We start from the raw sequence: 23,428 nt of genomic DNA on the forward strand, positions 1-23,428 counted from the left end.
TCTAAAGTTTTGTCGTATTATAACTTCCAAGGATTTGAACATGGTGTCCGTAGGTTTCCAGGATCGTCATCGCTTTGTCCATATCCTGATCATCTATTCCCTTTTGTGTTTCGACAAAAAAGCGATAAGTACCTAACTTCTTTTTGGTTGGGCGTGATTCAATCCAAGAGAGATTGATCGATAACGATGCAAAAACATTCAATATCGTGACCAACACCCCTGGTCGTTCTTCGAATGGAGTGATGACCAGCATCGCTTTTTCTGAGTGGGCAATCTCCTCAGGAGGGTTCGAAACAACGACAAAACGGGTATGATTTTCAGTGAAATCTTGAATGTTCTCTTTCACTAACTCCAACCCGAAAGCTGTTGCTGACCATTCTGAGGCAATGGCTCCGAACTCCACCTTCGCTTCATCGCGGACAGCTTTTGCTGCAGCAGCGGTACTGTTGAAATGCCGGCTGGATGCCCCTAAAGACTGAATATAATCACGACATTGCGCTAAAGCAGGGGGAATCGACCAGACCTCTTGAATCTTATTGAGATCCGTCCCTTTCACTCCAAGCAAATGTAAAGCAACAGGCAGGATGACTTCCCCTTCGATGAAGAGGTTATTCATCAACAAGCCATCTATTGTAATATTGATGGTTCCTTCAATTGAATTTTCAATTGGGACGATTCCTTTTTCAACTTCCTTATTCCGAATAGCATCTAAGACATCTAAAATGGATTCACACATCAGCCCATCCATTTGGTTAGATGAAAAATATCGAACAGCAGCTTCCTCTGAAAAGGTTCCTTTAGGTCCTAAATAGGCGACTTTCATTATGCGACTCCTTCAATAATGATGATTAATTCCTATACTCTAGCCTAAATTCAAATGTAAATCAACTATAACCAACATCCATTTTGTTGTTTACAAAATTTACTCCCGCTTCGGGCAATCGAAAAGCAGATCATTAACAGCTCTTGACCATTAAAGAAAACTTGGCAAAGCCAAGCCATTGGCGCAGGCTGAGCTTTAGTTGCGCTTATACTGAAGAAAGTTTCCATACTTTCTTTAAGTGTAAAAAAAGGTCCCCAATTGATAAACGGGACCTTTCACGTCAATTCTTATTTAAGCTTTTGCTCGATTTCAGTATGTACAGATTCGATCTTCTCAGGAAGGACAAAGAGATATTCGATAAGTCCTTCCAGTAGTTCCATCAACAAGACTGCTGTCTCATCATCGATTTCCCTTTCTAGTTCAAGCATTTCGTAAAAAGGACGATCTGGATGAACCAAATGGCTCAGTGATTGGATTGGTTTAGATAAATCGACATGCTTCGGTAATTGCTCGAATTGCTGGGAAAGGGATTGTTCTTTCGTTTTCTCCCCCAGATAGTTTTTGAGAACACTTTCAATCACTCGCTTCGACATGACTGCAGTTGCAGAATTGTCTTTCGATTGACTGACATTCAGGGCAGAAGTATAGGATCTGATAAGATCTTTAGGAATGTTCTTGTTTCCCTGGATTTGATCCAGACGACCTTGTGAAGCCATTGGATCATAGATATAAATTTCAGCTTCTTGGATGGTTTGGTCTGAACGTTCATCCAGCATGATGACAAACACGGATGGTTTCTTACATTCGGCACAAAGCCCTTCTGCGAACAATCCAGTTTTCTTTACCTGATAATAATTTGCCTTCAAAGTAAAATTCCCGGTTTTCCCACACTTCGGACAATGGCTTTTAAGTGACTTGGCAACCTTTAAATAACCATACTGGGTATAAGAAAGAATGGATGCTGGCAATATTTTTCTCAATTTGGACCTCCTTGTATGCTCAGACAGAATATGTAATGTCTTAACTTATTTCGAGATATCGAGACAAAGTTCCTCTTAAAAAACAAATAAAAAAATAGAATTTGTTATCTTTTGATACTATTTGAATAAAAATAAAAGACGCCTTCTATCTTTGAAAACGTCTTAGGTATAGCGAGGTTTTATTCATGTTTTCATACTACTACTTATACCCTGCTGATTTTTATTTGTGGACAAATAATAAATGATAAACATACATTTAGTAAACCAAAAACAATAACCGATAGGACTTTCAATCGTTTTTGATGATATGCATTCACTGTAGCCCAGATCGTAAGGGTCTATTTCTAAGTGTCTGACACTCTAGAAATAGACCCTTACCTCTGATTATTAATTCCTACCTCCTACCATTAATACCCATTACCACGTCTATTGTTCAACAGTAATCACTTAGGAAGCATAAAAAATAGGACTGCTGTTTACAGTCCTAATTTAGTCCTTATTTTGTAGCTGCGACTTCCTTTTTGGCATTCATTGATGCATCTTTGCTGACATCATCCGCCGCCTTTTTAATACTGATATATTGGTTTCTTCCATGGGTATATAAGTTCTCTTTCTTATGATCATACTTTTCTTTAGAAAGTGTTGGTATGGAAATTCCTTTACGCTTGCTCTCTTTATTTATGGCGTAACTGATTCCACCGACAAAACCTGTAACGAAACAAGAACCGATGATTCCCAATAACTTTTTGTTACCTGACTTGTTTTTAATATTTTCCATTAGATTTGCTCCTCTTTTAAAGATTTTTTCGCCTTACGTTTCTGATTCCAATAATATCCCAGTGCAAGCGCACCATATATTCCGCCCAAGTCACGTTTATGGACAATATCCTTTCCTTCGGAGGTGTTTTTCTTTACTGTACTGGTGGCATCCACAAGTGATGATGATAACTTTCTAGATGTTTCTCCAATATCGCCGACTATATAAAACAAAGGACTTAATGCTTTCAGTTTTTCATTTACATCCGCTAGCGTGTCATTGCTTTTATAGATAAGATCTCCTGTTTGTTTCGTGATCATGTTCAAATGAGAAGGTAATTGTTCGACAGTTTGATCTACACCTTTTATAACAGCCGCTAGATTATTTAGTACACGTGCAAGAAAAATGGTCAATACTACAAATGCCAGGCCAATGATCAAAACGCCAATTCCTACTAAATCCATATCATCCCTCTTTTCTTTTATTTTTTTCTTTATAAATTCGAAACGCTGCATTACCCCATTTGACAAGTTTGACAATTTGTTTGGATTGTCCATTCGCATGAGAAGAAAAATGGTCAGCAGAGCGATTTATCGTTCGGTTCGTATAATCAAGGAGTCCACCTACATGCTGTAATGTTTGTATTAATCCAGATGTTGAATGAAGCTTGTGATGAATGTCCTCGACGATATGACCTGTTTCCTTAACAAGATGTTTTGAACCTCCTGTTATTTTTTCCATTTGTCCTTCCAATTGATCTACTGAATGCTCTAAGCTATTAACAGCACTGGTGACACTGTTAAGTATTCGTACCAAATAAAATACAATCACAGCAAATGACACAGCGATCAACAAAATCCCGATATAAACAAACACCTATCACCACACCTCCTTGAACCTCTTTACCCGATTCTTATATTAGAAAAACGTTGTTAATAACAAGATTAACTCCCTCTTCTGGGGGGAAGGAGATAGAAACGGGAAAATCTCAAATCAAGAGAGGTGTATTATGAATATCAAATACTATGCAAAAGAGATTAGTGGAGAGTTTCAAAAAGATGATGTACCACTATTAGCAGCAGCCCAGGCTTATCATTACTTGTTATCGATTGTGCCGATGCTTATTTTGCTCCTATCAATCGTACCGTATTTAAATATAAGTGGAGAAGAAGTAATGAATTACATGAGTGAAATACTACCAGATGAAACAACTTCCATTTTTAAAGAGAATATCGTCAGTGTCGTCGAAACCCCGAACGGAGGATTGCTTACTATTGGTATCTTAGGTACAATCTGGTCTGCCTCCAACGGTATCAATGCATTTATAAAAGCTTCGAACAAAGCGTATGATGTAGAGGAAAGCAGATCTTTCATCAAGGTAAGGTTGCTCTCGATCGCACTGACTTTCGGAATGATCATTGCATTCGTAGTCGCTTTAGTCCTCCCTGTATTCGGACAGGTCATTATAAAAACGGTGAATTCCTTCGTCTCAATGCCCGGACACATCAAGTTGTTATTGAACATTTTACGATGGGTCATCAGTATCGTTGTCATCACAGGAATCCTGATGGTCCTTTATCGATTCGCACCAGCTAAGAAATTACCTTTAAAAGAAATTATACCTGGTGCTTGTCTCGCATCCATTCTGTGGTTGTTGATTTCACTCGCATTTTCATTTTATGTCAGTAATTTTGGATCCTATTCAGCGACATATGGAAGTTTAGGTGGAATCATCGTAATGATGATCTGGTTCTTTTTAACAGGATTGATTTTGATGGTAGGAGCAGAAATAAACGTGGTGAATCATAGAACAAAAGTTCAAAAGAGAACTTCCCGATCAGGTAAAATGGAATTGTCTCAATAATAATGAATTGATAAAGAAAACTAGGCAAAGCCACGCCTTAGCGTATGCTGAACCTTAGTTGTCCATGATTGAAGAAAAATTCATACTTCTTTAAATGAAAAATAGAGGGATGGTCTCGTTGCCATCTCTCCTTTTTATCAGGCTTTGTTAAGTAAAAGTGTTGATTTCCGGCTTAGTTAGAAATACTGCATACTTGTTTTAATTTTACAATGTATTAAAATTATATCGTAGATTGAACAAGTAAAGGAGTGAGAAAATGGAATTAAAATATGAAACCTTACCCGATGAAAAAATAGAATACTGCCGTGATATTTGTAATGAACTCATGTCCTTTCAAAAATCGAAAGCATACATAACACCAGAATTGTTTGATAACATGAGTTTTGAAACCAGGTTGATCCCGTCTGTAAAAAACGCGATACACAATTATACGGTAATCGTCAAAGATGAGGATAAAATCGTAGGGTATGTCTATTCTAACATTTCTCCGAAAGAAGCCTATGCAAATGATTTTGCAACATTTTTTGACCTTTCTTCAGTCGGCACACCTAATGTCGGGTGTTTATCCCAATTTTATATTAAGCAAGAGTACAGGAAGTCTGGGGTCGGGTCCACTCTATTCAATATGTCTATAGACTGGTTGAAACAATTCGAGGATGTCCAGGATTATTTCATATTTGTCTCTAATGGCAATGCTGACGCCCTTGAATTCTATAAACGCAAAGGATTTTCCATCAGCCATGACATTTTGGACGGTTTCATTACGGTTTTGCGAAGTAACAAACACATAGATCGTTTTTAAGTAGCCAGATATAAATAAGGCGTGCCCTGGAAACAGTGTACGCTGGAGTTGTATCTTCATTTATTTAGGCTCTTTTCTAAAAGATTGTTGCCTTTGAGTTTTTTTAAAACTCACCTTGACGTGCGAGACTCCTTGAAAATGAAAATCTCATTTTCTTCGTACGATGTAACGCAGCCGAAACTATCCTTGTCCTGCGGAATCAACGTGCCTACTACATGAATAATCTCCTCGCAAGGCATGCGACGAGGAAGCCCGCTTCGACAGGACTTTCTTGAAGACGCAGGAGCATAAATGCTTCCTTGTAAAGGAGACTCCTGAGGTCACAAGGTGACGAGTGGGCTCACCGTACGCCCCGCGGAAAGCGGGTATCCTGGAGCGTTAATCAACGACTTTTAAAGAAAACTTGGCGAGACTAAGCCTTTTGTAGGTCGAGCCTTAGTTGCCCTTATACTGAAGAAAGTATTTTATACTCTTTTTAAGTGCAAGAGTAATAAAGTTTGCGAATACAGCCTTTATTTAAGTACGTTTTTCTAAATAGGCCCAAATCAGGTAGATGAAAATAGAGATTCCTGCTACTATCAAAAGTCCATTCATTAATACGTCTATATCTATTTCTTGAACCTTCTGCAAAGGTTCACCAGATACATTATCTTTTCCCATAACATTAAGTGTTGAACCCTTATAATCAAGGGCTAAGAAAGAAACCAGTACACCAAGGATTATTCCACCTAATAATGAAATCAGACCTTTTTTCAAAGATTATCCCTCCTCTAACTTTATTTCTTCAATCTTATTGATTATTAAATCAGCCAAAATATCATAACCTTTATCGCCAAAATGCAATCCATCATTTTCTAACCCTTCCAGTATTTCTTGAAAATGATCCTGGACAAGCATTTCAGTGAAAAAATCGATAAAATAACTACCATTCGTTTCATCAACTTTTCTTACAATTAATGCATATTTACTTAAAATTCTATTATTCCGTGCAAATTGCTTCTCTTCATCTACTGGAGAAGGAGAAATCAGAATAGTTTTTTTAGGACTAGTACTATGTATTATTTTAATCAAGTTATTTTCATAGCTCTTCAAATCAATCATTTTATGAAATGCGGCATCGTTAGCTCCAAAAAGAATAGTTACTATATCAGGGTTATGATTAACAACATCTTTCTCAATTCTTTTTAAAGCATCAAAAGTGTTATCACCTGCAACACCAGAATTAATGATTTCAAAATCTTTCAATTTTGAAGAAAGCTTCGTAGTGAGAATTGGATTAACATATCCTTCATTTCTAGCACTAATGCTATCTCCAAAACATACCAATTTAAGCATCTTAACCTCCTGCTGCTATTCTATTTTTCAGCACTATCCATTATGTGATGCTAAGACATTTAAATTTAGCCGTAGACACTAACAATATCACCTTAATATCTTCTCCATACGGATATCTGCCCACATTCTATCCTTCCAGTAGGTAAAATCTTGGATCCGGCCGATTTCTTTATAACCTAACTTTTGATACAGTTTTTGAGCCTGTTTATTAAATTCGAACACGCCTAATTCAATACGTTCAAGGTCTTGCTGCCTGATTCTTTCTTCTAAATACGTTATCGCTTGAGACCCGACTCCCTTGCCACGGCCTTTTGGATCACCAATCGTTATCCCGATCCAGGCAGTTCCCGGTACTCTTTTGAAGAGATGGCCAGGATCGATCATGTAGTTCATTTCACCAATCAGCTTATCATCATAATAAATCAGATAGATATGATGGTGTTCCAATCGATCTGTCATATCTTTCATTGTCATATTCCTTCTATACGCCAACTCTGCCTCGTTTTTGTTTGGTCGAGTCAATGGGATCAAAGCAGAATCGTTTTCCCATCGGTTTAGCGTATCCACAAGGGACAAGGTAGGTTCAATCAGTTTATTGAAATGAATACTCATAGCTTTCTCCCTTCCAATCTTTACCTTCACTTACTTCCATTATAACGCACCATTTAACAGCCCTTGAACTACCCTCCACTTATCACTCTTGCGAGTGGCTTGAAGTGGGGGATTCCTAAGAACACCAGCGTAACCGCCGGTTATGGATTAGGCGATCCCCGCAGTTCCTGCGGTTAATCGTAAGGCTTCCTTACGAAGATTCCTACTTGCGTTAAGATCCCGATCATGATGCATCGTGCATTTTGGGCAGTCCCACTCACGTAATGCCAGATTCTTAACGTCTTTATGACGGTAGTCACAATGGGAACAAAGTTGACTGGAAGGAAACGTCCTGGATACCACCACGATCTGTTTGCCATACCACTTTGCTTTGTATTCAAGCATGAAACGGAATGTTGACCAACTTACTTCGCTGATGGCTTTGGAGAGGTTGTGGTTCTTAAGCATATGGGATACCTGCAAATCTTCCATACCAATAAGGTCGTGGTTTTTGACAATATGGGTAGAGATTTTATGCAAGTAATCGTTTCGTGCATTTGCAATTTTCTTGTGCATTCGGGCCACTTTAATCCGTTGCTTATGCCAATTCGAAGAGCCTTTTTGACGTCTGGATAGGACTCGTTGGGCTTTCACCAGTTTCATTTCCAAAGTTCGAAAAAACATAGGATTCCCATACACCGTTCCGTCTGACAATATGGCAAAGTCCTTTAGTCCGACATCAATCCCCACTGATGAGTTGGTTTTAGACCAATCGTATACTTCTGTTTCCACCAAAATGGACACATAATAGTTGCCACTTGGATTTCGTCTGATGGTGGCAAAGGAACGATTCCAAAAAAATGAGACAAATCATGAGTCGGACAATTGAGATGGTAAGATCCATCCCTTGTCCGCAGGCGATTCATCCCCACCCTACTCAATGGGCTATGTCCTTTCCATTCCTTGAGGATGAGGTCTTCTCGCCTGCATGATAAAAAAAGAGACTGTCCTAAAAGTAAAGTATCATAAACTTTTGGGACAGTCCCTTTGTTTTGGATCATTCTTCTGCTTTTTTCCTTTTCCAGGCGTCTACAATTTGCCCTTCTGTTGTTACGTCTATGATGAAGGACCCATTATTATATCGGTCTGCTGGGCGGAGTCGCATTGGATCGATGACTTCTTCTTTTCCTTTTTCGGCCTCTATCCAGACGAAGTACTCTTCATTTACAGGTATTGCTTTCACGATTCGATGCGGATTCGACTTAAGTTCACGTAGCATGACAACGCCACGTTTCGCTCTGGATGTCCGTTCAAATTCATTTTCCAAACGCATTTTCTTCACAGCACCGCGATTCGTGACGACTACGACTTCTGTGCGTTCATCTTTATCTTTAACGAATCCGCTGACAACATGATCATCATCCTTCAGATTGATCGCTTTGACACCGGCAGCACGCTGGCCGACCACACTCACTTCTTCTTCCTCATACCAGAGGCCATATCCTTTGTGTGTCGCAATGAAAATTTCTTTTTTACCATCCGTGACAAAAACATCAACAAGTTCATCTTCTTTTTTCAATTTCAAGGCCATCAGTGGTTTCGAATAACGTTGTGCCTTATAATTCGAAAGTTCTGTCCGCTTGACCATTCCATTTTTCGTAAAGAACAACAGATACTCCTCAGCCTTGAATTCCTCCACAACCATCGCGTCCACCACCGTTTCATCACGATCGATCGAGACGATGTTCGTGACGTGTTGACCAGCATCCTTCCAGCGGATATCCGGCAATTCATGGACAGGTATGTGAAGATAGTTTCCTTTATTCGTGAAAACGAGCATCGTATTGGTTGTATTTCCATTGAAAATTTTCAAGACGCGATCCGTATCCTTCATACCAGGTGGTTCCCCATTCGATGCGGAATAGGAACGAGGGCTTGTACGCTTCACATAGCCTTCCTTCGTCACTGAGATGACAACATCTTCAGAAGGAATCATCACTTCCAGATTGATTTTGATTTCCTGAATCTCTGCTTCAATGACTGAACGACGGTTATCTGGGTAGATCTTCTTCACCCGCGCCAATTCTTTTTTGATGACAGATAGCAATTTCCGTTCGCTGTTCAGAATTGCAAGCAGTTCTTTGATTTGCTTCTCAAGTTCTCCCGCTTCTTTTTCCAGTGTCTGGATATCTGTATTTGTCAATCGGTAAAGCTGTAAGGTGACGATCGCTTCAGCTTGAGCTTCCGTAAATGCGTATTGCTCAATCAAATTCTTCTTTGCGTCTTTTTTATCTTTAGATGCTCGGATTGTCGCAATCACTTCATCTAAAATCGATATTGCCTTGATCAAACCTTCAACCACATGTTGACGATCCTGCGCTTTTTTCAATTCATATTTAGAGCGGTTCGTCACCACCTCACGCTGATGTTGGATATAGGCATCGATCAGCTTTTTGAGGCCCAACAACTGCGGTGTACGGTTATGGATTGCGACCATATTGAAGTTATAGGAAATCTGCAGGTCGGTGTTTTTGAACAGGTAATTCAAAACACCATGTGAATCTGCTTCTTTTTTCAATTCGATTACGATTCGCAGCCCAGTCCGGTCCGTTTCATCTCGTACTTCTGAAATGCCATCGACTTTCTTATCGATGCGAAGTTCATCCATCCGTTTCACGAGATTCGCTTTATTCACTTCATAAGGAATCTCTGTGATGACGATTTGTTGACGACCGCCGCGTTGATCTTCGATTTCAGTCTTCGCACGGATGACGATTTTCCCTTTACCGTTTTCATATGCCTGCTTGATGCCCTCGACACCCTGGATGATACCACCAGTCGGGAAGTCCGGTCCTTTGATGACGGTCATCAGCTCATCGACTGTACTTTCCGGTTTATCGATTTGCATTGTAACGGCATCGATCACTTCTCCTAAATGATGCGGCGGGATTTCCGTGGCATACCCTGAGGAGATCCCGGTCGAACCGTTGACAAGCAAACTCGGGAACAATGCTGGAAGAACTACTGGTTCTTCCTGCGTATCATCGAAGTTCGGTGTAAAGTCGACGGTTTTTTTATCAATATCACGGAGCAATTCTGAAGCGATCGGGGAAAGCCTTGCCTCTGTATACCGCATTGCAGCTGGAGGATCCCCATCGATGCTTCCGTTGTTACCGTGCATTTCTACAAGTACATTCCGCACTTTCCAATCTTGACTTAGACGCACCATTGCGTCATAAACGGAGGTGTCACCATGCGGATGGTAATTACCGATCACATTACCGACTGTTTTCGCTGATTTACGAAACGGTTTGTCGGACACGTTCCCATCCTGATACATCGCATACAGGATACGCCTTTGTACAGGCTTCAAACCATCGCGGGCATCAGGTAAAGCACGTTCTTGGATGATGTATTTACTATATCGACCGAAACGATCGCCGATGATGTCTTCCAATGGTAAATCTAAATATTTCTCTGCATTCGTCAAAACTTACTCCCCCTCAACAACTTCAAGGTTCTCATTTTCTAAGATGTTCGTCTCTTCATCCAATCCAAAGGCCACGTTCGATTCGATCCATTTCCGTCTAGGTTCGACCTTGTCACCCATCAAGACAGATACACGTCGTTCTGCACGTGCGATGTCTTCGATTTTCACTCGGATCAATGTACGCGTTTCCGGATTCATTGTCGTCTCCCATAATTGATCCGCGTTCATTTCACCAAGACCTTTGTAGCGTTGGATCGTATAGCCCTTACCGACTTTCTTGATCGCCTGTTTCAAGCCATCTTCGTCCCAGGCATATTCGATGATTTCTTTCTTGCCTTTACCCTTACTCACTTTGTAAAGAGGAGGTAGTGCAATATAGACTTTTCCTGCTTCGATCATCGGTTTCATATATCGGTAGAAGAATGTCAGCAACAGCACCTGGATATGAGAACCGTCTGTATCCGCATCTGTCATGATGACGACTTTGTCATAGTTGGAGTCCTTGATCGTGAAGTCTGCCCCGACTCCAGCACCAATTGCGTTGATGATCGTGTTGATTTCTTCGTTTTTGAAAATATCCTGTAATTTCGCTTTTTCAGTGTTGATGACTTTTCCTCTAAGCGGAAGGATCGCCTGGAATCTGCGGTCACGCCCTTGTTTAGCGGAACCTCCCGCAGAATCACCTTCTACAAGATACAATTCATTTTTATTTGCATTACGTGATGAAGCAGGTGTCAACTTACCGCTGAGCATCGAGTCTTTTCGTTTATTCTTCTTCCCGTTCCGTGCGTCCTCACGGGCTTTTCGGGCTGCTTCACGTGCTTGAGCTGCTTTCACAGATTTACGGATGAGCATTTCGCTGATTTTCGGATTCTCTTCTAAGAAATAATTCAACTGTTCGGATACGACCGCATCCACAGAAGAACGAGCGTCACTCGTACCGAGCTTACTTTTCGTCTGGCCTTCGAACTGAAGCTTCTCTTCGGGGATTCTGACAGAAACGATGGCTGTCAGTCCTTCACGAATATCCGAACCATCTAAGTTCTTATCCTTTTCTTTTAACAGACCGGTCTTACGTGCATATTCATTGAATACACGTGTCATTGCCGTTTTTGAACCCGATTCATGTGTGCCCCCGTCTTTCGTCCGGACGTTATTGACGAAGGATAGCATGTTTTCTGAATAGCCGTCATTGAATTGGAACGCGAATTCAACATCGATCGCATTCTGAAATCCCTGAAAAGATACGACAGGATGCAGGGTGTCCTTTTCCTCATTCAGATAATCGACGAATGCCTGGATTCCTGTATCGAACTGGAACACGACATTTTCATTTTCGTTATCACGCTGATCGACCAATTCGATTTTCATTCCTTTTAAAAGGAATGCCGCTTCTCTCAGACGTTCACTCAAGGTTTCATAGTTAAATATCGTCGTTGAAAACATGGACGGATCCGGCTTGAAATGGATGATCGTCCCTGATTTTCTCGTTGATCCTATTTTTTCAAGTGTGGTTGCTGGCTTTCCACCTTTGATGAAACGTTGATTATAGATGACACCGTCACGATGGATGGTTACCTCTAGCCATTCGGAGAGCGCATTGACGACAGAGGCCCCTACACCATGCAGCCCTCCACTCGTTTTGTATCCGCCTTGACCGAATTTACCTCCGGCATGAAGAACCGTCAAGATGACTTCGGGAGTCGGCTTCCCCGTCTTATGCATACCTGTAGGCATACCTCGCCCTTCATCCTTTACGCTGATGCTGTTATCTTTATGTATGGTTACAGTGATGGCATTCCCATACCCTGCTAATGCTTCATCAACTGCGTTATCTACGATTTCATATACAAGATGGTGCAAACCACGACTGTCAGTACTGCCGATATACATACCAGGTCGTTTTCGGACAGCCTCTAGACCCTCCAATACCTGGATTGCATCATCATTATATGAAAGCTGTTCTCTCGTAGCCAAAACCCTCGTGCCCCTTTCAATACTCAGACAATCATTTTTTATAGTAATGTTATCAGAACATTTGTTCACATACAATCTCTATTTATGTTTATATTCATGAAAAATATCGGTATGAACTGTACGTTTATGAAGTTTTCTTCTCCCAATGAATCATTATATCATACCGTTCAACTTGTCCCATTTCACAACTTATCATTCGTTTTTCCCGAAATTCATCTTTTTCATTCAGAAGTCTATGAGATAAAGAAAACTTGGCCAAGCCATGCCTTAGCGCAGGCTAAGCCTTGTTTCCCGAAAAGGCGATTGCTTTTCTTCGTGCGGTGTATTGCTTCCAAAAGACACCAGCTTGTACACTTATCACTTATATTGAAGAAAGTAATCATACTATTCTTTAAATGTGAATAAAATGAACCACCCTGGCTGAGTGGTTCATTCCCTTCACATTGTTGCGTGTTCCACTTTAATACAACGATCCATGATGATTGTCATACCTGTACCTTCAAGAATATCGACAACCTCTTCATTAAGTAGTCCGAGTTGGGCCCAAAACACATCAGCATCAATTCCTTTCACTTCCTCTGCAACCGCTGGGAGTTCTTCACTACGTCTGAAAACATTGACGATATCAATCGGACCTTCTACATCTTTAAGTGAAGGATAAGCTTTAAGCCCCATAGCCTCCTCGATTGTTGGATTCACCGGGATGATCTCATAGCCGTTATCTTGCATGTATTTCGAAACCTGGTAAGACGTTCTGTGAGGTTTATTGGAAAGACCTACAATAGCTATACGTTTTTTCGTTTGTAAAATTTCATTGATGGCATCTTGATCTGGATTTTGGAAACCCATTTCAGATCCTCTCCTTTATCCTTCAGTGTTATTTAATAACCTTTCACGAAACTCGTCATTTCAAACCTTCCACTTTATAAACTTCGCTTAAAATTCTTCAAAACCTTCTTTTCATTGTCTCACATTTCATTCAACAACATATATTGTTAATGAGAAAAAAAGTTGCCTTGAAGAAAAAGGAGGACGACTAATGCCTACGAATATTAAAAAGAAGATTTCCTGTTATACGATGATCTTGAACTTCTTTTCTCTAATCGATGATCAGGAACGAGATGAAATTCTACAAAAGCTTATGCAAAGAAATCCCCACTCCTAAACATGATCGGAAGCGGGGTTTTTTTTGATTATTTGATTTTATAGACGTTACGATATTTATCTGTCAAATAGTTGATCAGATGTTGCGCATTCAATCCTTCCCCAGTTACATCCTTGATGATTTCGATCGGCTTTTTCATTTTCCCATATTGATGGACATTCTTCGTCAACCATTCTTTGATTGGTAAAAGGTCCCCATCTTTAAGCCTCTGATCGAAATCAGGAAGATCATTCAGCATCGCTTGCTTCAGTTGTGCTGCATAGATATAACCGAGTGCATACGAAGGGAAGTAACCAAAGTCTCCACCGGACCAGTGGATATCTTGTAAAACGCCTTCTCCATCATGATTTGGTTGAATTCCGAGGTATTCTTGCATTTTTTCGTTCCAGATACCAGGAAGATCCTTGACTTGAATCTGATCGCTGAACAAGCCTTTTTCGATTTCATATCGAATAATGATATGAAGTGGATAAGTCATTTCATCTGCTTCAATACGGATCAAGGATGGCCCAGCGACATTGATCGCACGATAAAAATCATCCATGGATACCTTATCGAATTGCCCATTCGTATACGTCTTGAATGTTTCATAGTTGTTTTCCCAAAATGCTTGATTACGTCCTACAAAGTTTTCCCAGAACAAGGATTGGGACTCATGGATTCCCATTGAAGTACCAGTACATAAGAGGGTACCAATAAGATCGTCACTTATATTCTGTTCATACAACGCATGACCACCTTCGTGGATCGTACCGAAAACGGCTGTTCTGAAATCCGCTTCATCATATTTCGTCGTGACACGGACATCTCCCGGATTCAGTCCAATGGCGAATGGATGATTCGTCTGATCAAGACGTCCAGCCTGGAAATCATAACCCATCTGTTTCAGTACATGCATGCTATAGTCTCTTTGTTTATCCGCTGGAAAATGCTCGAACAAAAATGAAGTTTCAGGCTGATGCTTTGAGCTGACCACATCCTGCACAAGCGGTACGATCGCTTCTCTCAGTTGATTGAATACACGGTCGATCGTTTCGACATTGACTCCAGGCTCATATAAATCGAGCAAGGTGTTATATGGATGTCCATCATGTCCCCAATAACTTACGAAGTTCTTTTTAAATTGGACAAGTTTCTCCAAGTACGGCTGTAAGATTGAAAAGTCTGATGCAGCTTTTGCATCTTCCCAAACATTTTCAGCTTTTGATTGGGTGATGACATATTCTTTATATTCTGCTTCTGGAATTTTCTCGTTCCTTTCATATTCCTCTTTTGCTTCTTGTACAGCTCTTTTCGTAATAACACTCAAATTTGGATGAAGTGAGGAATCGTTTAACGAATCCAAGCATTCTTTCATCTCTTTGGAAGTGGATAATTTGAATACTTCAGAAGATAACATACCGATCACTTCAGAACGCTGCTCCACACCTCGTTTCGGTGCACCAGTTCTTAAATCCCAGATCATTAAACCGATCGCTTCATTATAGCTTGTGATCCGTTGGGTAAGCTCCTGGAACTTTTGCTCCATTTTATTTGCCGTTATGCTTGTCATCTATTTCATCCCCCTATTATGTAAAATGTTTCAAGCCCATCCTACTAATTTGACATCATATTAAGAAAATCCTTTAATGTTTATAAAATAATCCTGTATTAAAATTTTGCTTCCAAGTACGGTACGTGAAATTTTGTAATGATTAAGCGAACATCAAATGACTTGTACAAGCACATAAAAAAACTGAACTTAGCAGTTCGTTCAGTTTTCCTGTATCCATAATGTTGACGAGTATCTGCTCATATCCCGATGGTTTCCAGTTTCAAAAGCGATGGCGTCATGAAGTTCATCACTTATGTTCTTACATGCATCCTCATAACATGGTTCATCCAAGCTTTTTAAAGCCTTCATTGCCTGCGTCACCCGTTCGATGTCGCTATACCGATCATACATAAGAAATCCACCCACCTAATTTGATTACTCCTAGTATGGGTGGATTTCTCAGTTGTTAAACGTCGACATGTCTACGTGGCGGCTTTTTACCGAAAAATTGATAGTAATGGCATTTCAAATCACCGTTATAGAGCTTGCGCTTTTTAGACGCCTTTTCTCCGTATAACAGCTCAAAGCCATCATGTGATGTAAGAATATAGAGCGACCAGGTATCGAGCTTCCTGAAAACCTCTCCTAAATCGGCATATAACGCCTCTACGTAGTCTCTTTCATTCAACCGCTCTCCATATGGAGGGTTTCCGACTACATAACCATACTCAGCTTTTGTATAGAAATCCTTCACCTGCATTTGTTTGAACCGGATATCACCTTCAAAACCAGCTTCATTGGCATTGTTCTCCGAGAGTTCTATCATTTTGTGGTCGATATCCGAGCCCATTATATCGATTGGCAGTTCGAAGTTTGCAACGTCGTGTGCTTCTTCCACAGCCTGGTACCATAGTTTCTTATCAAGCCATGACCAGTTTTCAGACGCAAACTCCCTGTTCAATCCTGGAGCGATATTTTTCGCGATCATCGCCGCTTCGATCGGAATCGTTCCAGAACCGCAGAATGGATCGAGAAACGGTCTTTCCGGCCTCCAGTTTGTCAATTGAATCAAAGCAGCCGCCAACGTTTCTTTCAAAGGTGCTTCGTTGTGTAAATAACGGTATCCTCGTTTGTGCAATCCTTCCCCGCTCGTGTCGATCGTCAATGTCGCTATGTCTTTATGCAAGGCAACCTCTACCCTGTAAAATGCGCCATTTTCAGGCAACCACCCTTCGACACCATACGTTTCCTTCATCTTTTCAACGATCGCTTTCTTGACGATCGCCTGACAATCCGAAACGCTGAATAACTTTGATTTTACAGAACGGCCAATGACCGGAAATTCAGCGTCCTCCGGCAGAAAATCTCCCCATGGTAAAGCTTTGGTCTGTTCAAACAATTCTTCAAAGGATAACGTCTTGAAGGATCCGATCTTTAGCTTGATGCGATCGGCTGTACGAAGCCATAGGTTTAAACGTGGAATCGCACGTTCATCGGCTTCGACAATGATCCTTCCGTTTTCAACCTGTACTTTTTCATAACCCAATTGTCGTACTTCATTGGCGACAATCGATTCTAATCCCATCGCTGCAGTAGCGATCAACGTAATCGGTCTCATTTTTGAATACTCCAATCTTTATGTATGCTTCCCTCATTATACTGAATGGAATCGGACATTTCTAATTTTCGAAAAAAACTGCTCCCTTTGTGCCGGGTATTCGCCTGCCTTCAATCATAAAAATCAATAAAGCCCTTTAACATTGTCAAGGCAAAATAAAAAAGCCCTCTTAAATGCGGGCTTTTGGTCATCTCGTTTTGTAAGCCATGTTCTGTTCCTCGTACTCAAGCAGAGCTTAAGCTCCTCGTACGCAGGCGGTAATCATCTATCTCCAGATGTTCTCCAACATCTGCCCTTCTCTTCGTTCATTTCCTCCGAGAAGACTCCCCTACCATAATTTGGGTTTCTCGCTCGTGGGGTTTACCTCGTTCCACTCCTGCAGTTTCCTGCAGGACTTCGTCACTGTGGCACTTTCAAGGTAGTCACACCATATCCGAAGACGTAGGTGTTTTCCCTGCCGTTAGTCCAGTCGGAACCAGACTACCCTGACTTATTTATTGATCAGGCACGAACACTACAGCCATCGCAGACTGTGCGAGCATGGACTTTCCTCTATACTTCAAAAGTGAAGTACAGCGATTACCCAAACGATATGACCTTTTTAGAGTCGAATTATATTATATCGTACGTTTGATCGCTTTTCAATGTCAATTATACCCAAATCAATCGTAAAGTTTACTTCCGAAAACATGCTTTTCAAGGTTGGATAGGCGTTTCAAGATATCGTAGTTCGTGATTCCAGCACCATTGCTTTGCGTTTTGGTCTGTTCCCCTGAACGCTGCAGTTCTTTTCTCAATTTCACATTTTCTTCATTCAAACGGTCAATTTCTTTGTGAAACTGTTCATAGTCTTTGATCACAATGTCCAAAAACTGATCGACTTCATCTTGATCATAGCCTCTGAAACCTGATTTGAAATCCTTCTCCAGTATCTCTTTCGATGTCAGTTGTACTCGTTTATTATCCATAATAAATGCGTCACCCCGTTTATGATTTCTATCATTCATTTCATTTATAGTTGGTCTTTATCCAACATTATACCAAGTTTCACATAATATTCATCTGTTATTAGGTTACCCAATCCTCACCATTTGATTTCTGTGATTCCTCAATATAATCATTTACGTCAAAAAAGGAAATTGACAATATAGGATATTCGTTACCAAGTTCTACATATTTGTGCGCCGTTCTTAAATAAAATTCCGGCGACCCTGGCTGATCAGCGTCATAGAGCACTAATAACGCATCTGTCTTTTCGATGATGAATTGATTTCCTGCTTGCAATTGGCCTGGATTTTCATATGGTCTTTTCGAAATGCTGTCCACGAAATCTGCTTGCGATACAACCTGATGGTAATATTGCTGGGTGTTCTCTTTCCATCTCTGCTCCTGTTCTTGAAATGGAGTCAAAACAGCAAGCTGCAGATCAGGATAAGTTTCCTTCAATTCGATGACTGTCTCGCCTGCCCACAACTCAACTCCGAGCTGTCCACTGATGACGACCCATTCCAGGCCTTCTTCCACGAGCTGTGTAATACGATTTTTAAGTACACCTTTTATGTATGGTATAGCTTCATGTTTGTTCGAAAAAATACCAAGTTCATGTCCTTTGTAACCTGTCACTGCTAAAACCTTGATCATCCAATGACTCCTTTTGAAAATCCATGCTGATTCCAGGATGTCTTTAAATCCTACTAAAAGTGAAAATCCGTGTCTATGCCAATATTTGGACTCCCTTTAAGTGTACCATATTATACATACATATTTTGTTGAAAAAGCATCGATTTATCGAAAAATATATGTTTTTTCATATGGAATTCTGTCCGGTTTTCAAGGATCTTTGTACCTGTTTGATAAATGGTTTGGTATAGGGGTACCCTGGGAAATCGAAAGAAAAAGCGAACCGAATGAGCTCGGTTCGCTTATACTGATCTTACCAGCCCCAAGGGCCTCCGTCGTGGTGGTGTCCTCCACCGTAGCTGTCGCCATATCCTCCACCGTAGCCGCCGTGGTGGCAGCCGCATTTCGGCTTTGGTGGGACCATGCAATGTTTGTGTTGAGTCGTACAGCACGATTTTGTACAATGCTTCTGCATATGCTTATGCTGTATGATGTTGTGGTGTACGTGCTCCTCGATCACTGGATGGATATGAGGCACGACTTTGTAATGGCAAAAATGCTTGACACACTTCTTCGGTGGATGGACCACCGGACACATCATTTGAGGTTTTTTACAATGCATCCCATAGATTCTCCTTTATGGTTTAGTTTGATTCTTTGTAATAATGTATGAGAGATCTATGAGACTTGTCTAAGACATTCGCCTTCTTTCACCGATATCCGATGAAAATGGTCAAGCACCTAAGTTCATGATATACACAGTCAAGCCGATCATAAGAAAAAATAAAACTACAATAATGTTGCGCACTGTCGGAATCCCCCTAAATATGTAAATGCTCCATCCCCTATTTTATGGTGATTCGACATTTTTTTCAATATTTCTATTACAAAAGACTAAATAATTTTAAAAACCCCCGGGCAAGCACGAAAAACATCGTTTTTTGCGCTTGCCCGGGGAATATCGACCATTTCTCACGTTTTCAATTCCCTACTATTGCCCTACCCGAATTTTCTTTCGAGACGGTCGATCCGCTTTTTGAATTGAATTCGTTCTTTATCTTCATCGCGTCTTATAATCCGCTTTGCCGACTTCCATGATTGATATCCTTTCCGAGCATAAAACAACGCTTTCTCAAAGTCCTTGTAGTGATGTTCATGGATTTTCGAAAGCTCAACATAGGCTTCTACATCATCTTGCGACTCAATGACAGACTTCAAATAACAAGCTGCTTGATCGAGATCTTTTTCTTTCTTATAGAGGCTCGCCAACGCTTTTTTTGCCTTTAAATCATTTGTCGTATCAATTAGTTCTTCATAACGATGTTTCGCTTCCAGCCTATCTCCCAGCGCCTCATACCATTTTGCAATCTCGAACCGCTCTATGTTGGAAAGCGAAGTATGGTTCTTATCTAACAAAACATTGGAGAGATGGGTATACAACGATATGAGGGTAAGGACATCAAGCTCATTATGTTTGAATACCCCTTCTAAGATCGAAGGGTTCTTTTCCCGCAAATATTCAAAGTATAACATCGGCGCAAGATATCCTGGTGTATCCTCTGTCCTTTCGATACTAAGAAGTTCTTTTTCCACAATTGAGAGGCGCAGTGACTCGAATGACTTCTTCCAAACCCTTCGCGAACCATGAAGTAAATCGAAATGACCGAAAGGCGGCAGCTTCGGAACCATATCACGGACGAATGTGTGACGGGTTTTCACCTGCGGCCAATCAAATGCTTTTCCGTTATACGTCACTAAATTGGACATGTCCTGCATATCTGTTAAAAAATGGTGATATAGGGCCACTTCGTTTCCTGGTCCTGGCAGGAAATACTGTCGGACCTGAATGCAACCTTCAAGTATTCTTGCGACTCCAAGCAAAAAGATCGTATTCCCTGCTCCGCTACCTAGCCCAGTCGTTTCTGTATCAAAAAAGAGGAGGTCTGAAGCAGCTCGGCCGTCAGCTGAAAGTGGATGGCTCTTCTCCCTTTTGTTCCAGCGCTTGATGGCATCATGAAGATCTTGTACGGTGTAATGTCCGATTTTATAGTCTTTTGAATAGTTTTTTTCCCGGATGATGCAATGCTGATCTTCAAATGCTACTGCTTTTGCTTCGTAAGGAGCCCAGCCTGAACCATATTCCTCAGTCTTCTCTTCCACTCGTTTTTGTTTCTTTTCCGGAGTTGATTCTGTACCGACATGTGTCAGTTGTTTTTTAAAACGATTCAATTTATTTTGAAGTGACATAGTTCGAATCGTTCCTTCCCTCTTTCAAAAATTTCAACGCTAGGCTTTTGGCATCTGTATACTGCACTTCATTCCCTACACACGATGGACAACCTTTACCACATGGGCAGCGTTCTATCACTTGTTCCGCCTCGCTGATGATTTCAGATATATGGTCATAAACATATTCACTGAGACCGATGCCACCCGGATAGCGATCGTAGAAGAAAATCGTCGGCAACTGTGAATGAGAAGCTTTCACTTGGGGAACGACATGAAGATCGCTCACATCACACATGACGAATAATGGAGCGACATGACGCATGACATTCGAAATTCCTACAAGACCTTCTTCAAGTTCTTGTTCAGAAAGTCCCTCAACCATTTCCTCAGAGAAACTGATCCATGAAGCGGAAGTATGGAGCTCTTCTTCAGGCAGCGAGATCGGCCCGGAACCGATGTTTTCATGGGTCCCGAACTTGATTTTTTTGAAAATCGTCGCCATCGCATTTACAGTTACATCTCCAAACGCGACCTGAGAATCAATAAAGGTCTTCTGTTTATCTTCTTCAAGCACTTTCAACGAAACCGCTAAATTTGCATCCGTGTAGTAATCAACATCGACTTCACGGACGTATGCCTTTTTCTCTTCGTAATCAAGTTTCTCAACTTGATATTGAATACCTTGATGCAAGTAGATCGCTTCTTCGTGAAGCAATGTCATCGAACTGAACCGGTCCATTTCACCGATTACTCTTACATTCGCTACATTCGTCTGATCGACGATGACGACGTTTTCCTGTGAAGCGGAACGTAAGCTGATGTTATGTGCAGGAAACGAATCGTTCATCCAATACCAACGTTCCCCTTGTTCATGCAGGACGCCTTCTTCAGTCAAGAAATGCATGATGTCATCGATTTCTACTCCTTCAAAACTCTCACCATTTTTAAATGGTAGTTCATACGCTGCACATTTCAAATGATCCACTAAGATGATCAAGTTGTCGGGGTTGATCCGAGCGGTTTCTGGATTGCGATTGAAAAAGTAGTCGGGATTCTGGATAATATATTGATCAAGTGGTGTAGAACTAGCGACGAGAACGACGACCGATTCATCCTGTCTCCGGCCAGCTCGTCCTCCCTGCTGCCACGTACTTGCAATCGTTCCAGGGTAGCCATTCATGACACAGACTTGAAGTTGTCCGATATCCACACCTAATTCGAGAGCGTTCGTACTCACAACACCCATGATCTCCCCACTCCGAAGTCCTTGTTCGATTTCACGGCGCTGCTTCGGAAGATATCCACCGCGATAGCCACGAATCGTCTTGTTTCCTATCTTTCGTTGAATCAATTCTTGCAGATAGGTTAGCAAAATTTCAACTCTGACCCGGCTTCTCGCAAAAACGATCGTCTGGATTTCATTTTCCAAAAACAAAGAAGCAATCCTTTTCGATTCAAGCGTTGCACTCCTTCTTATGTTCAACGGTTTATTGACAATAGGCGGGTTGTAGAAAACGAAATGCTTCTTCCCAACCGGGGCGCCGTTGTTGTCAATCAACTGCACTTCATCCCCTGTCAATTTTTCAGCAAGCTCTTGCGGATTCGCAATCGTGGCTGACGTGCAGATGAAGGTCGGATTACTTCCGTAGTAAGCACATATTCTTTTCAGACGTCTCAATACATTGGCAAAATGGCTCCCGAACACACCTCTATATGTATGAAGTTCATCAATGACAATATATTTCAGGTTTTCAAACAAGGATACCCACTTCGTATGATGCGGTAGAATCGCTGAATGCAGCATATCCGGATTCGTCATCACGACATGTCCGGCTTTACGAATCACCTGACGGATATTCGAAGGTGTATCTCCGTCGTATGTATAACTATTGATGTCCATACCGATTTCTTCAATCAATTCGTTGATTTCACTCTTTTGATCCTGGGCCAAAGCCTTTGTCGGAAACAAATATAAAGCGCGGCTGTTATCATTCTCCACAACCTCCTGAAGGACAGGAAGGTTATAGCAGAGCGTTTTACCAGAAGCGGTCGGGGTAACAGCAACGAAGCTTTTATGCGAACGTGCTGCTTCAAATGCAGAATATTGGTGCGTATATAATGAAGAAATCCCTCTGTTTTCTAATGCATTACGAATCTTCGGATGGATCTGTTCAGGAAAATCGACAGATCGTCCTTCTTTTTCAGGAATCGTTTTCCAATGGGCGATATTCGAAGCAATCGTTTCATCTTTATTCATGACTTTTAGGATTTCAGGTAAGCTCTTACGAATTTTCATTCCGTTCACTCCATTCTAGTACTTCTATTTTAGCGAATAAACGTTCGCAAGAAAAGGGGTCCGTTCTGTTTTCGCATAACCGAAAAGTAAAAGATTCAAGTCCTTCTTACTTAAAGAATTCTCTTATCACTCTTAATCATCATATTTTTTGTCTACTTATCAATTGATCTTAACAATGTAAAAAAGCTCCCAAACAGGAACTTTTCACTACTAATTCGCACGCTCATAATCACTTAACGATTTTTTGTACAGGTCATGCAAAGTCAGTGACTTCATTGAATTGCTTAGTGCGCCTTGTTGTTTCTTTAATACTTCTTCCGTAAAAGTGAATAAATGCTGCAGATCTA

The 23,428-nt window shown here is 40.9% G+C and carries 22 protein-coding genes, 1 other RNA gene and 1 pseudogene; 3 read left to right on the plus strand and 21 right to left on the minus strand.

All coding sequences use genetic code 11. The features are described from left to right. Nucleotide 1 precedes the first annotated feature (1 nt). The 5 genes from pheA to N8M93_RS00630 form a co-directional block, all read right to left on the minus strand. Nucleotides 2-823 (minus strand): prephenate dehydratase, encoded by an 822-nt coding sequence (gene pheA / locus N8M93_RS00610; RefSeq protein ID WP_261129031.1) that lies wholly within the window; start codon nucleotides 821-823, stop codon nucleotides 2-4. Between the two features lie 287 nt (nucleotides 824-1,110). Then, nucleotides 1,111-1,803, minus strand: a complete 693-nt coding sequence (locus tag N8M93_RS00615; RefSeq protein ID WP_261129032.1) for a hypothetical protein — start codon at nucleotides 1,801-1,803, stop codon at nucleotides 1,111-1,113. 496 nt (nucleotides 1,804-2,299) lie between these two features. Beyond that, nucleotides 2,300-2,581 carry a hypothetical protein gene (locus N8M93_RS00620; protein WP_261129033.1) on the minus strand — a complete coding sequence of 94 codons (282 nt, stop codon included), beginning with the start codon at nucleotides 2,579-2,581 and terminating at the stop codon, nucleotides 2,300-2,302. Then, complete coding sequence (locus N8M93_RS00625) at nucleotides 2,581-3,024, minus strand: DUF948 domain-containing protein (RefSeq protein ID WP_261129034.1); 444 nt, start codon at nucleotides 3,022-3,024, stop codon at nucleotides 2,581-2,583. Before N8M93_RS00625 ends, N8M93_RS00620 begins: the two co-directional genes overlap by 1 nt. 1 nt (nucleotide 3,025) lies before the next feature. Beyond that, entirely contained in the window at nucleotides 3,026-3,436 is a 411-nt protein-coding gene (locus tag N8M93_RS00630) for a DUF948 domain-containing protein (protein ID WP_261129035.1), read from the minus strand. Nucleotides 3,437-3,569: 133 nt separating this feature from the next. On the opposite strand from N8M93_RS00630, the gene N8M93_RS00635 reads away from it, so the two are divergent. Both N8M93_RS00635 and N8M93_RS00640 read left to right on the plus strand, forming a co-directional pair. Continuing rightward, nucleotides 3,570-4,424, plus strand: a complete 855-nt coding sequence (locus tag N8M93_RS00635; protein WP_261129036.1) for a YihY/virulence factor BrkB family protein — start codon at nucleotides 3,570-3,572, stop codon at nucleotides 4,422-4,424. Between the two features lie 256 nt (nucleotides 4,425-4,680). Next, complete coding sequence (locus N8M93_RS00640; protein WP_261129037.1) at nucleotides 4,681-5,226, plus strand: GNAT family N-acetyltransferase; 546 nt, start codon at nucleotides 4,681-4,683, stop codon at nucleotides 5,224-5,226. Between the two features lie 516 nt (nucleotides 5,227-5,742). On the opposite strand, the gene N8M93_RS00645 is transcribed toward N8M93_RS00640, so the two are convergent. From N8M93_RS00645 to N8M93_RS00675, 7 genes and pseudogenes are all read right to left on the minus strand, one after another. Next, nucleotides 5,743-5,982 carry a hypothetical protein gene (locus N8M93_RS00645; RefSeq protein ID WP_261129039.1) on the minus strand — a complete coding sequence of 80 codons (240 nt, stop codon included), beginning with the start codon at nucleotides 5,980-5,982 and terminating at the stop codon, nucleotides 5,743-5,745. A 3-nt stretch (nucleotides 5,983-5,985) separates the two neighbouring features. Continuing rightward, entirely contained in the window at nucleotides 5,986-6,561 is a 576-nt protein-coding gene (locus N8M93_RS00650; protein WP_261129040.1) for a GDSL-type esterase/lipase family protein, read from the minus strand. 87 nt (nucleotides 6,562-6,648) lie between these two features. After that, a complete protein-coding gene (locus N8M93_RS00655; protein ID WP_261129041.1) occupies nucleotides 6,649-7,173 on the minus strand; it encodes a GNAT family N-acetyltransferase in 525 nt (174 codons plus the stop codon). Nucleotides 7,174-7,320: 147 nt separating this feature from the next. Further along, nucleotides 7,321-7,992: pseudogene (locus N8M93_RS00660) on the minus strand (RNA-guided endonuclease TnpB family protein); the annotation flags it as partial. Nucleotides 7,993-8,209: 217 nt separating this feature from the next. Then, entirely contained in the window at nucleotides 8,210-10,642 is a 2,433-nt protein-coding gene (gene parC / locus N8M93_RS00665) for a DNA topoisomerase IV subunit A (RefSeq protein WP_261129042.1), read from the minus strand. A 3-nt stretch (nucleotides 10,643-10,645) separates the two neighbouring features. Beyond that, a complete protein-coding gene (gene parE / locus N8M93_RS00670) occupies nucleotides 10,646-12,619 on the minus strand; it encodes a DNA topoisomerase IV subunit B (protein ID WP_261129043.1) in 1,974 nt (657 codons plus the stop codon). A 438-nt stretch (nucleotides 12,620-13,057) separates the two neighbouring features. Continuing rightward, complete coding sequence (locus tag N8M93_RS00675; protein ID WP_261129044.1) at nucleotides 13,058-13,468, minus strand: CoA-binding protein; 411 nt, start codon at nucleotides 13,466-13,468, stop codon at nucleotides 13,058-13,060. A gap of 190 nt (nucleotides 13,469-13,658) precedes the next feature. Here N8M93_RS00675 and N8M93_RS00680 point away from each other — a divergent pair, with 190 nt between their 5' ends. Beyond that, entirely contained in the window at nucleotides 13,659-13,784 is a 126-nt protein-coding gene (locus N8M93_RS00680; protein ID WP_261129045.1) for a hypothetical protein, read from the plus strand. A gap of 28 nt (nucleotides 13,785-13,812) precedes the next feature. On the opposite strand, the gene N8M93_RS00685 is transcribed toward N8M93_RS00680, so the two are convergent. The 9 genes from N8M93_RS00685 to N8M93_RS00725 all read right to left on the minus strand — a co-directional run bounded on the left by N8M93_RS00685 (nucleotide 13,813) and on the right by N8M93_RS00725 (nucleotide 23,081). Beyond that, nucleotides 13,813-15,336 (minus strand): carboxypeptidase M32, encoded by a 1,524-nt coding sequence (locus N8M93_RS00685; protein ID WP_261129046.1) that lies wholly within the window; start codon nucleotides 15,334-15,336, stop codon nucleotides 13,813-13,815. 201 nt (nucleotides 15,337-15,537) lie between these two features. After that, nucleotides 15,538-15,729 (minus strand): hypothetical protein, encoded by a 192-nt coding sequence (locus N8M93_RS00690; RefSeq protein ID WP_261129047.1) that lies wholly within the window; start codon nucleotides 15,727-15,729, stop codon nucleotides 15,538-15,540. A gap of 55 nt (nucleotides 15,730-15,784) precedes the next feature. Further along, a complete protein-coding gene (locus tag N8M93_RS00695) occupies nucleotides 15,785-16,936 on the minus strand; it encodes a class I SAM-dependent RNA methyltransferase (RefSeq protein WP_261129049.1) in 1,152 nt (383 codons plus the stop codon). A 195-nt stretch (nucleotides 16,937-17,131) separates the two neighbouring features. Further along, nucleotides 17,132-17,527, minus strand: an RNA gene (gene rnpB, locus N8M93_RS00700) — RNase P RNA component class B. Between the two features lie 71 nt (nucleotides 17,528-17,598). Continuing rightward, on the minus strand, nucleotides 17,599-17,904 hold the full coding sequence (gene gpsB / locus N8M93_RS00705; RefSeq protein WP_261129051.1) for a cell division regulator GpsB: 306 nt from the start codon (nucleotides 17,902-17,904) through the stop codon (nucleotides 17,599-17,601). A 100-nt stretch (nucleotides 17,905-18,004) separates the two neighbouring features. Then, nucleotides 18,005-18,574, minus strand: a complete 570-nt coding sequence (locus N8M93_RS00710) for a DUF1273 domain-containing protein (protein ID WP_261129662.1) — start codon at nucleotides 18,572-18,574, stop codon at nucleotides 18,005-18,007. 295 nt (nucleotides 18,575-18,869) lie between these two features. Beyond that, nucleotides 18,870-19,178, minus strand: coding sequence for a spore coat protein (locus tag N8M93_RS00715; protein ID WP_261129052.1), 309 nt, complete (start codon nucleotides 19,176-19,178; stop codon nucleotides 18,870-18,872). A gap of 377 nt (nucleotides 19,179-19,555) precedes the next feature. Next, a complete protein-coding gene (locus tag N8M93_RS00720) occupies nucleotides 19,556-20,803 on the minus strand; it encodes a ribonuclease H-like domain-containing protein (protein WP_261129053.1) in 1,248 nt (415 codons plus the stop codon). Continuing rightward, nucleotides 20,787-23,081 carry a DEAD/DEAH box helicase gene (locus tag N8M93_RS00725; protein WP_261129054.1) on the minus strand — a complete coding sequence of 765 codons (2,295 nt, stop codon included), beginning with the start codon at nucleotides 23,079-23,081 and terminating at the stop codon, nucleotides 20,787-20,789. The genes N8M93_RS00720 and N8M93_RS00725 overlap by 17 nt, the downstream gene beginning before the upstream one ends. Nucleotides 23,082-23,428: the final 347 nt, after the last annotated feature.

It is taken from the genome of Bacillus sp. Marseille-Q3570, assembly GCF_946151055.1.
In the GTDB taxonomy this organism is placed as follows: domain Bacteria; phylum Bacillota; class Bacilli; order Bacillales; family Fictibacillaceae; genus Pseudalkalibacillus.

Bases quoted from the DNA above. Each gene is read 5' to 3' on its own strand.
- pheA (WP_261129031.1), bottom strand. From the start codon at position 823: ATGAAAGTCGCCTATTTAGGACCTAAAGGAACCTTTTCAGAGGAAGCT.
- N8M93_RS00620 (WP_261129033.1), bottom strand. From the start codon at position 2,581: ATGGAAAATATTAAAAACAAGTCAGGTAACAAAAAGTTATTGGGAATC.
- N8M93_RS00625 (WP_261129034.1), bottom strand. From the start codon at position 3,024: ATGGATTTAGTAGGAATTGGCGTTTTGATCATTGGCCTGGCATTTGTA.
- N8M93_RS00635 (WP_261129036.1), top strand. From the start codon at position 3,570: ATGAATATCAAATACTATGCAAAAGAGATTAGTGGAGAGTTTCAAAAA.
- N8M93_RS00640 (WP_261129037.1), top strand. From the start codon at position 4,681: ATGGAATTAAAATATGAAACCTTACCCGATGAAAAAATAGAATACTGC.
- N8M93_RS00650 (WP_261129040.1), bottom strand. From the start codon at position 6,561: ATGCTTAAATTGGTATGTTTTGGAGATAGCATTAGTGCTAGAAATGAA.
- N8M93_RS00655 (WP_261129041.1), bottom strand. From the start codon at position 7,173: ATGAGTATTCATTTCAATAAACTGATTGAACCTACCTTGTCCCTTGTG.
- N8M93_RS00675 (WP_261129044.1), bottom strand. From the start codon at position 13,468: ATGGGTTTCCAAAATCCAGATCAAGATGCCATCAATGAAATTTTACAA.
- N8M93_RS00680 (WP_261129045.1), top strand. From the start codon at position 13,659: ATGCCTACGAATATTAAAAAGAAGATTTCCTGTTATACGATGATCTTG.
- N8M93_RS00685 (WP_261129046.1), bottom strand. From the start codon at position 15,336: ATGACAAGCATAACGGCAAATAAAATGGAGCAAAAGTTCCAGGAGCTT.
- N8M93_RS00690 (WP_261129047.1), bottom strand. From the start codon at position 15,729: ATGTATGATCGGTATAGCGACATCGAACGGGTGACGCAGGCAATGAAG.
- N8M93_RS00695 (WP_261129049.1), bottom strand. From the start codon at position 16,936: ATGAGACCGATTACGTTGATCGCTACTGCAGCGATGGGATTAGAATCG.
- gpsB (WP_261129051.1), bottom strand. From the start codon at position 17,904: ATGGATAATAAACGAGTACAACTGACATCGAAAGAGATACTGGAGAAG.
- N8M93_RS00715 (WP_261129052.1), bottom strand. From the start codon at position 19,178: ATGCATTGTAAAAAACCTCAAATGATGTGTCCGGTGGTCCATCCACCG.
- N8M93_RS00720 (WP_261129053.1), bottom strand. From the start codon at position 20,803: ATGTCACTTCAAAATAAATTGAATCGTTTTAAAAAACAACTGACACAT.
- N8M93_RS00725 (WP_261129054.1), bottom strand. From the start codon at position 23,081: ATGAAAATTCGTAAGAGCTTACCTGAAATCCTAAAAGTCATGAATAAA.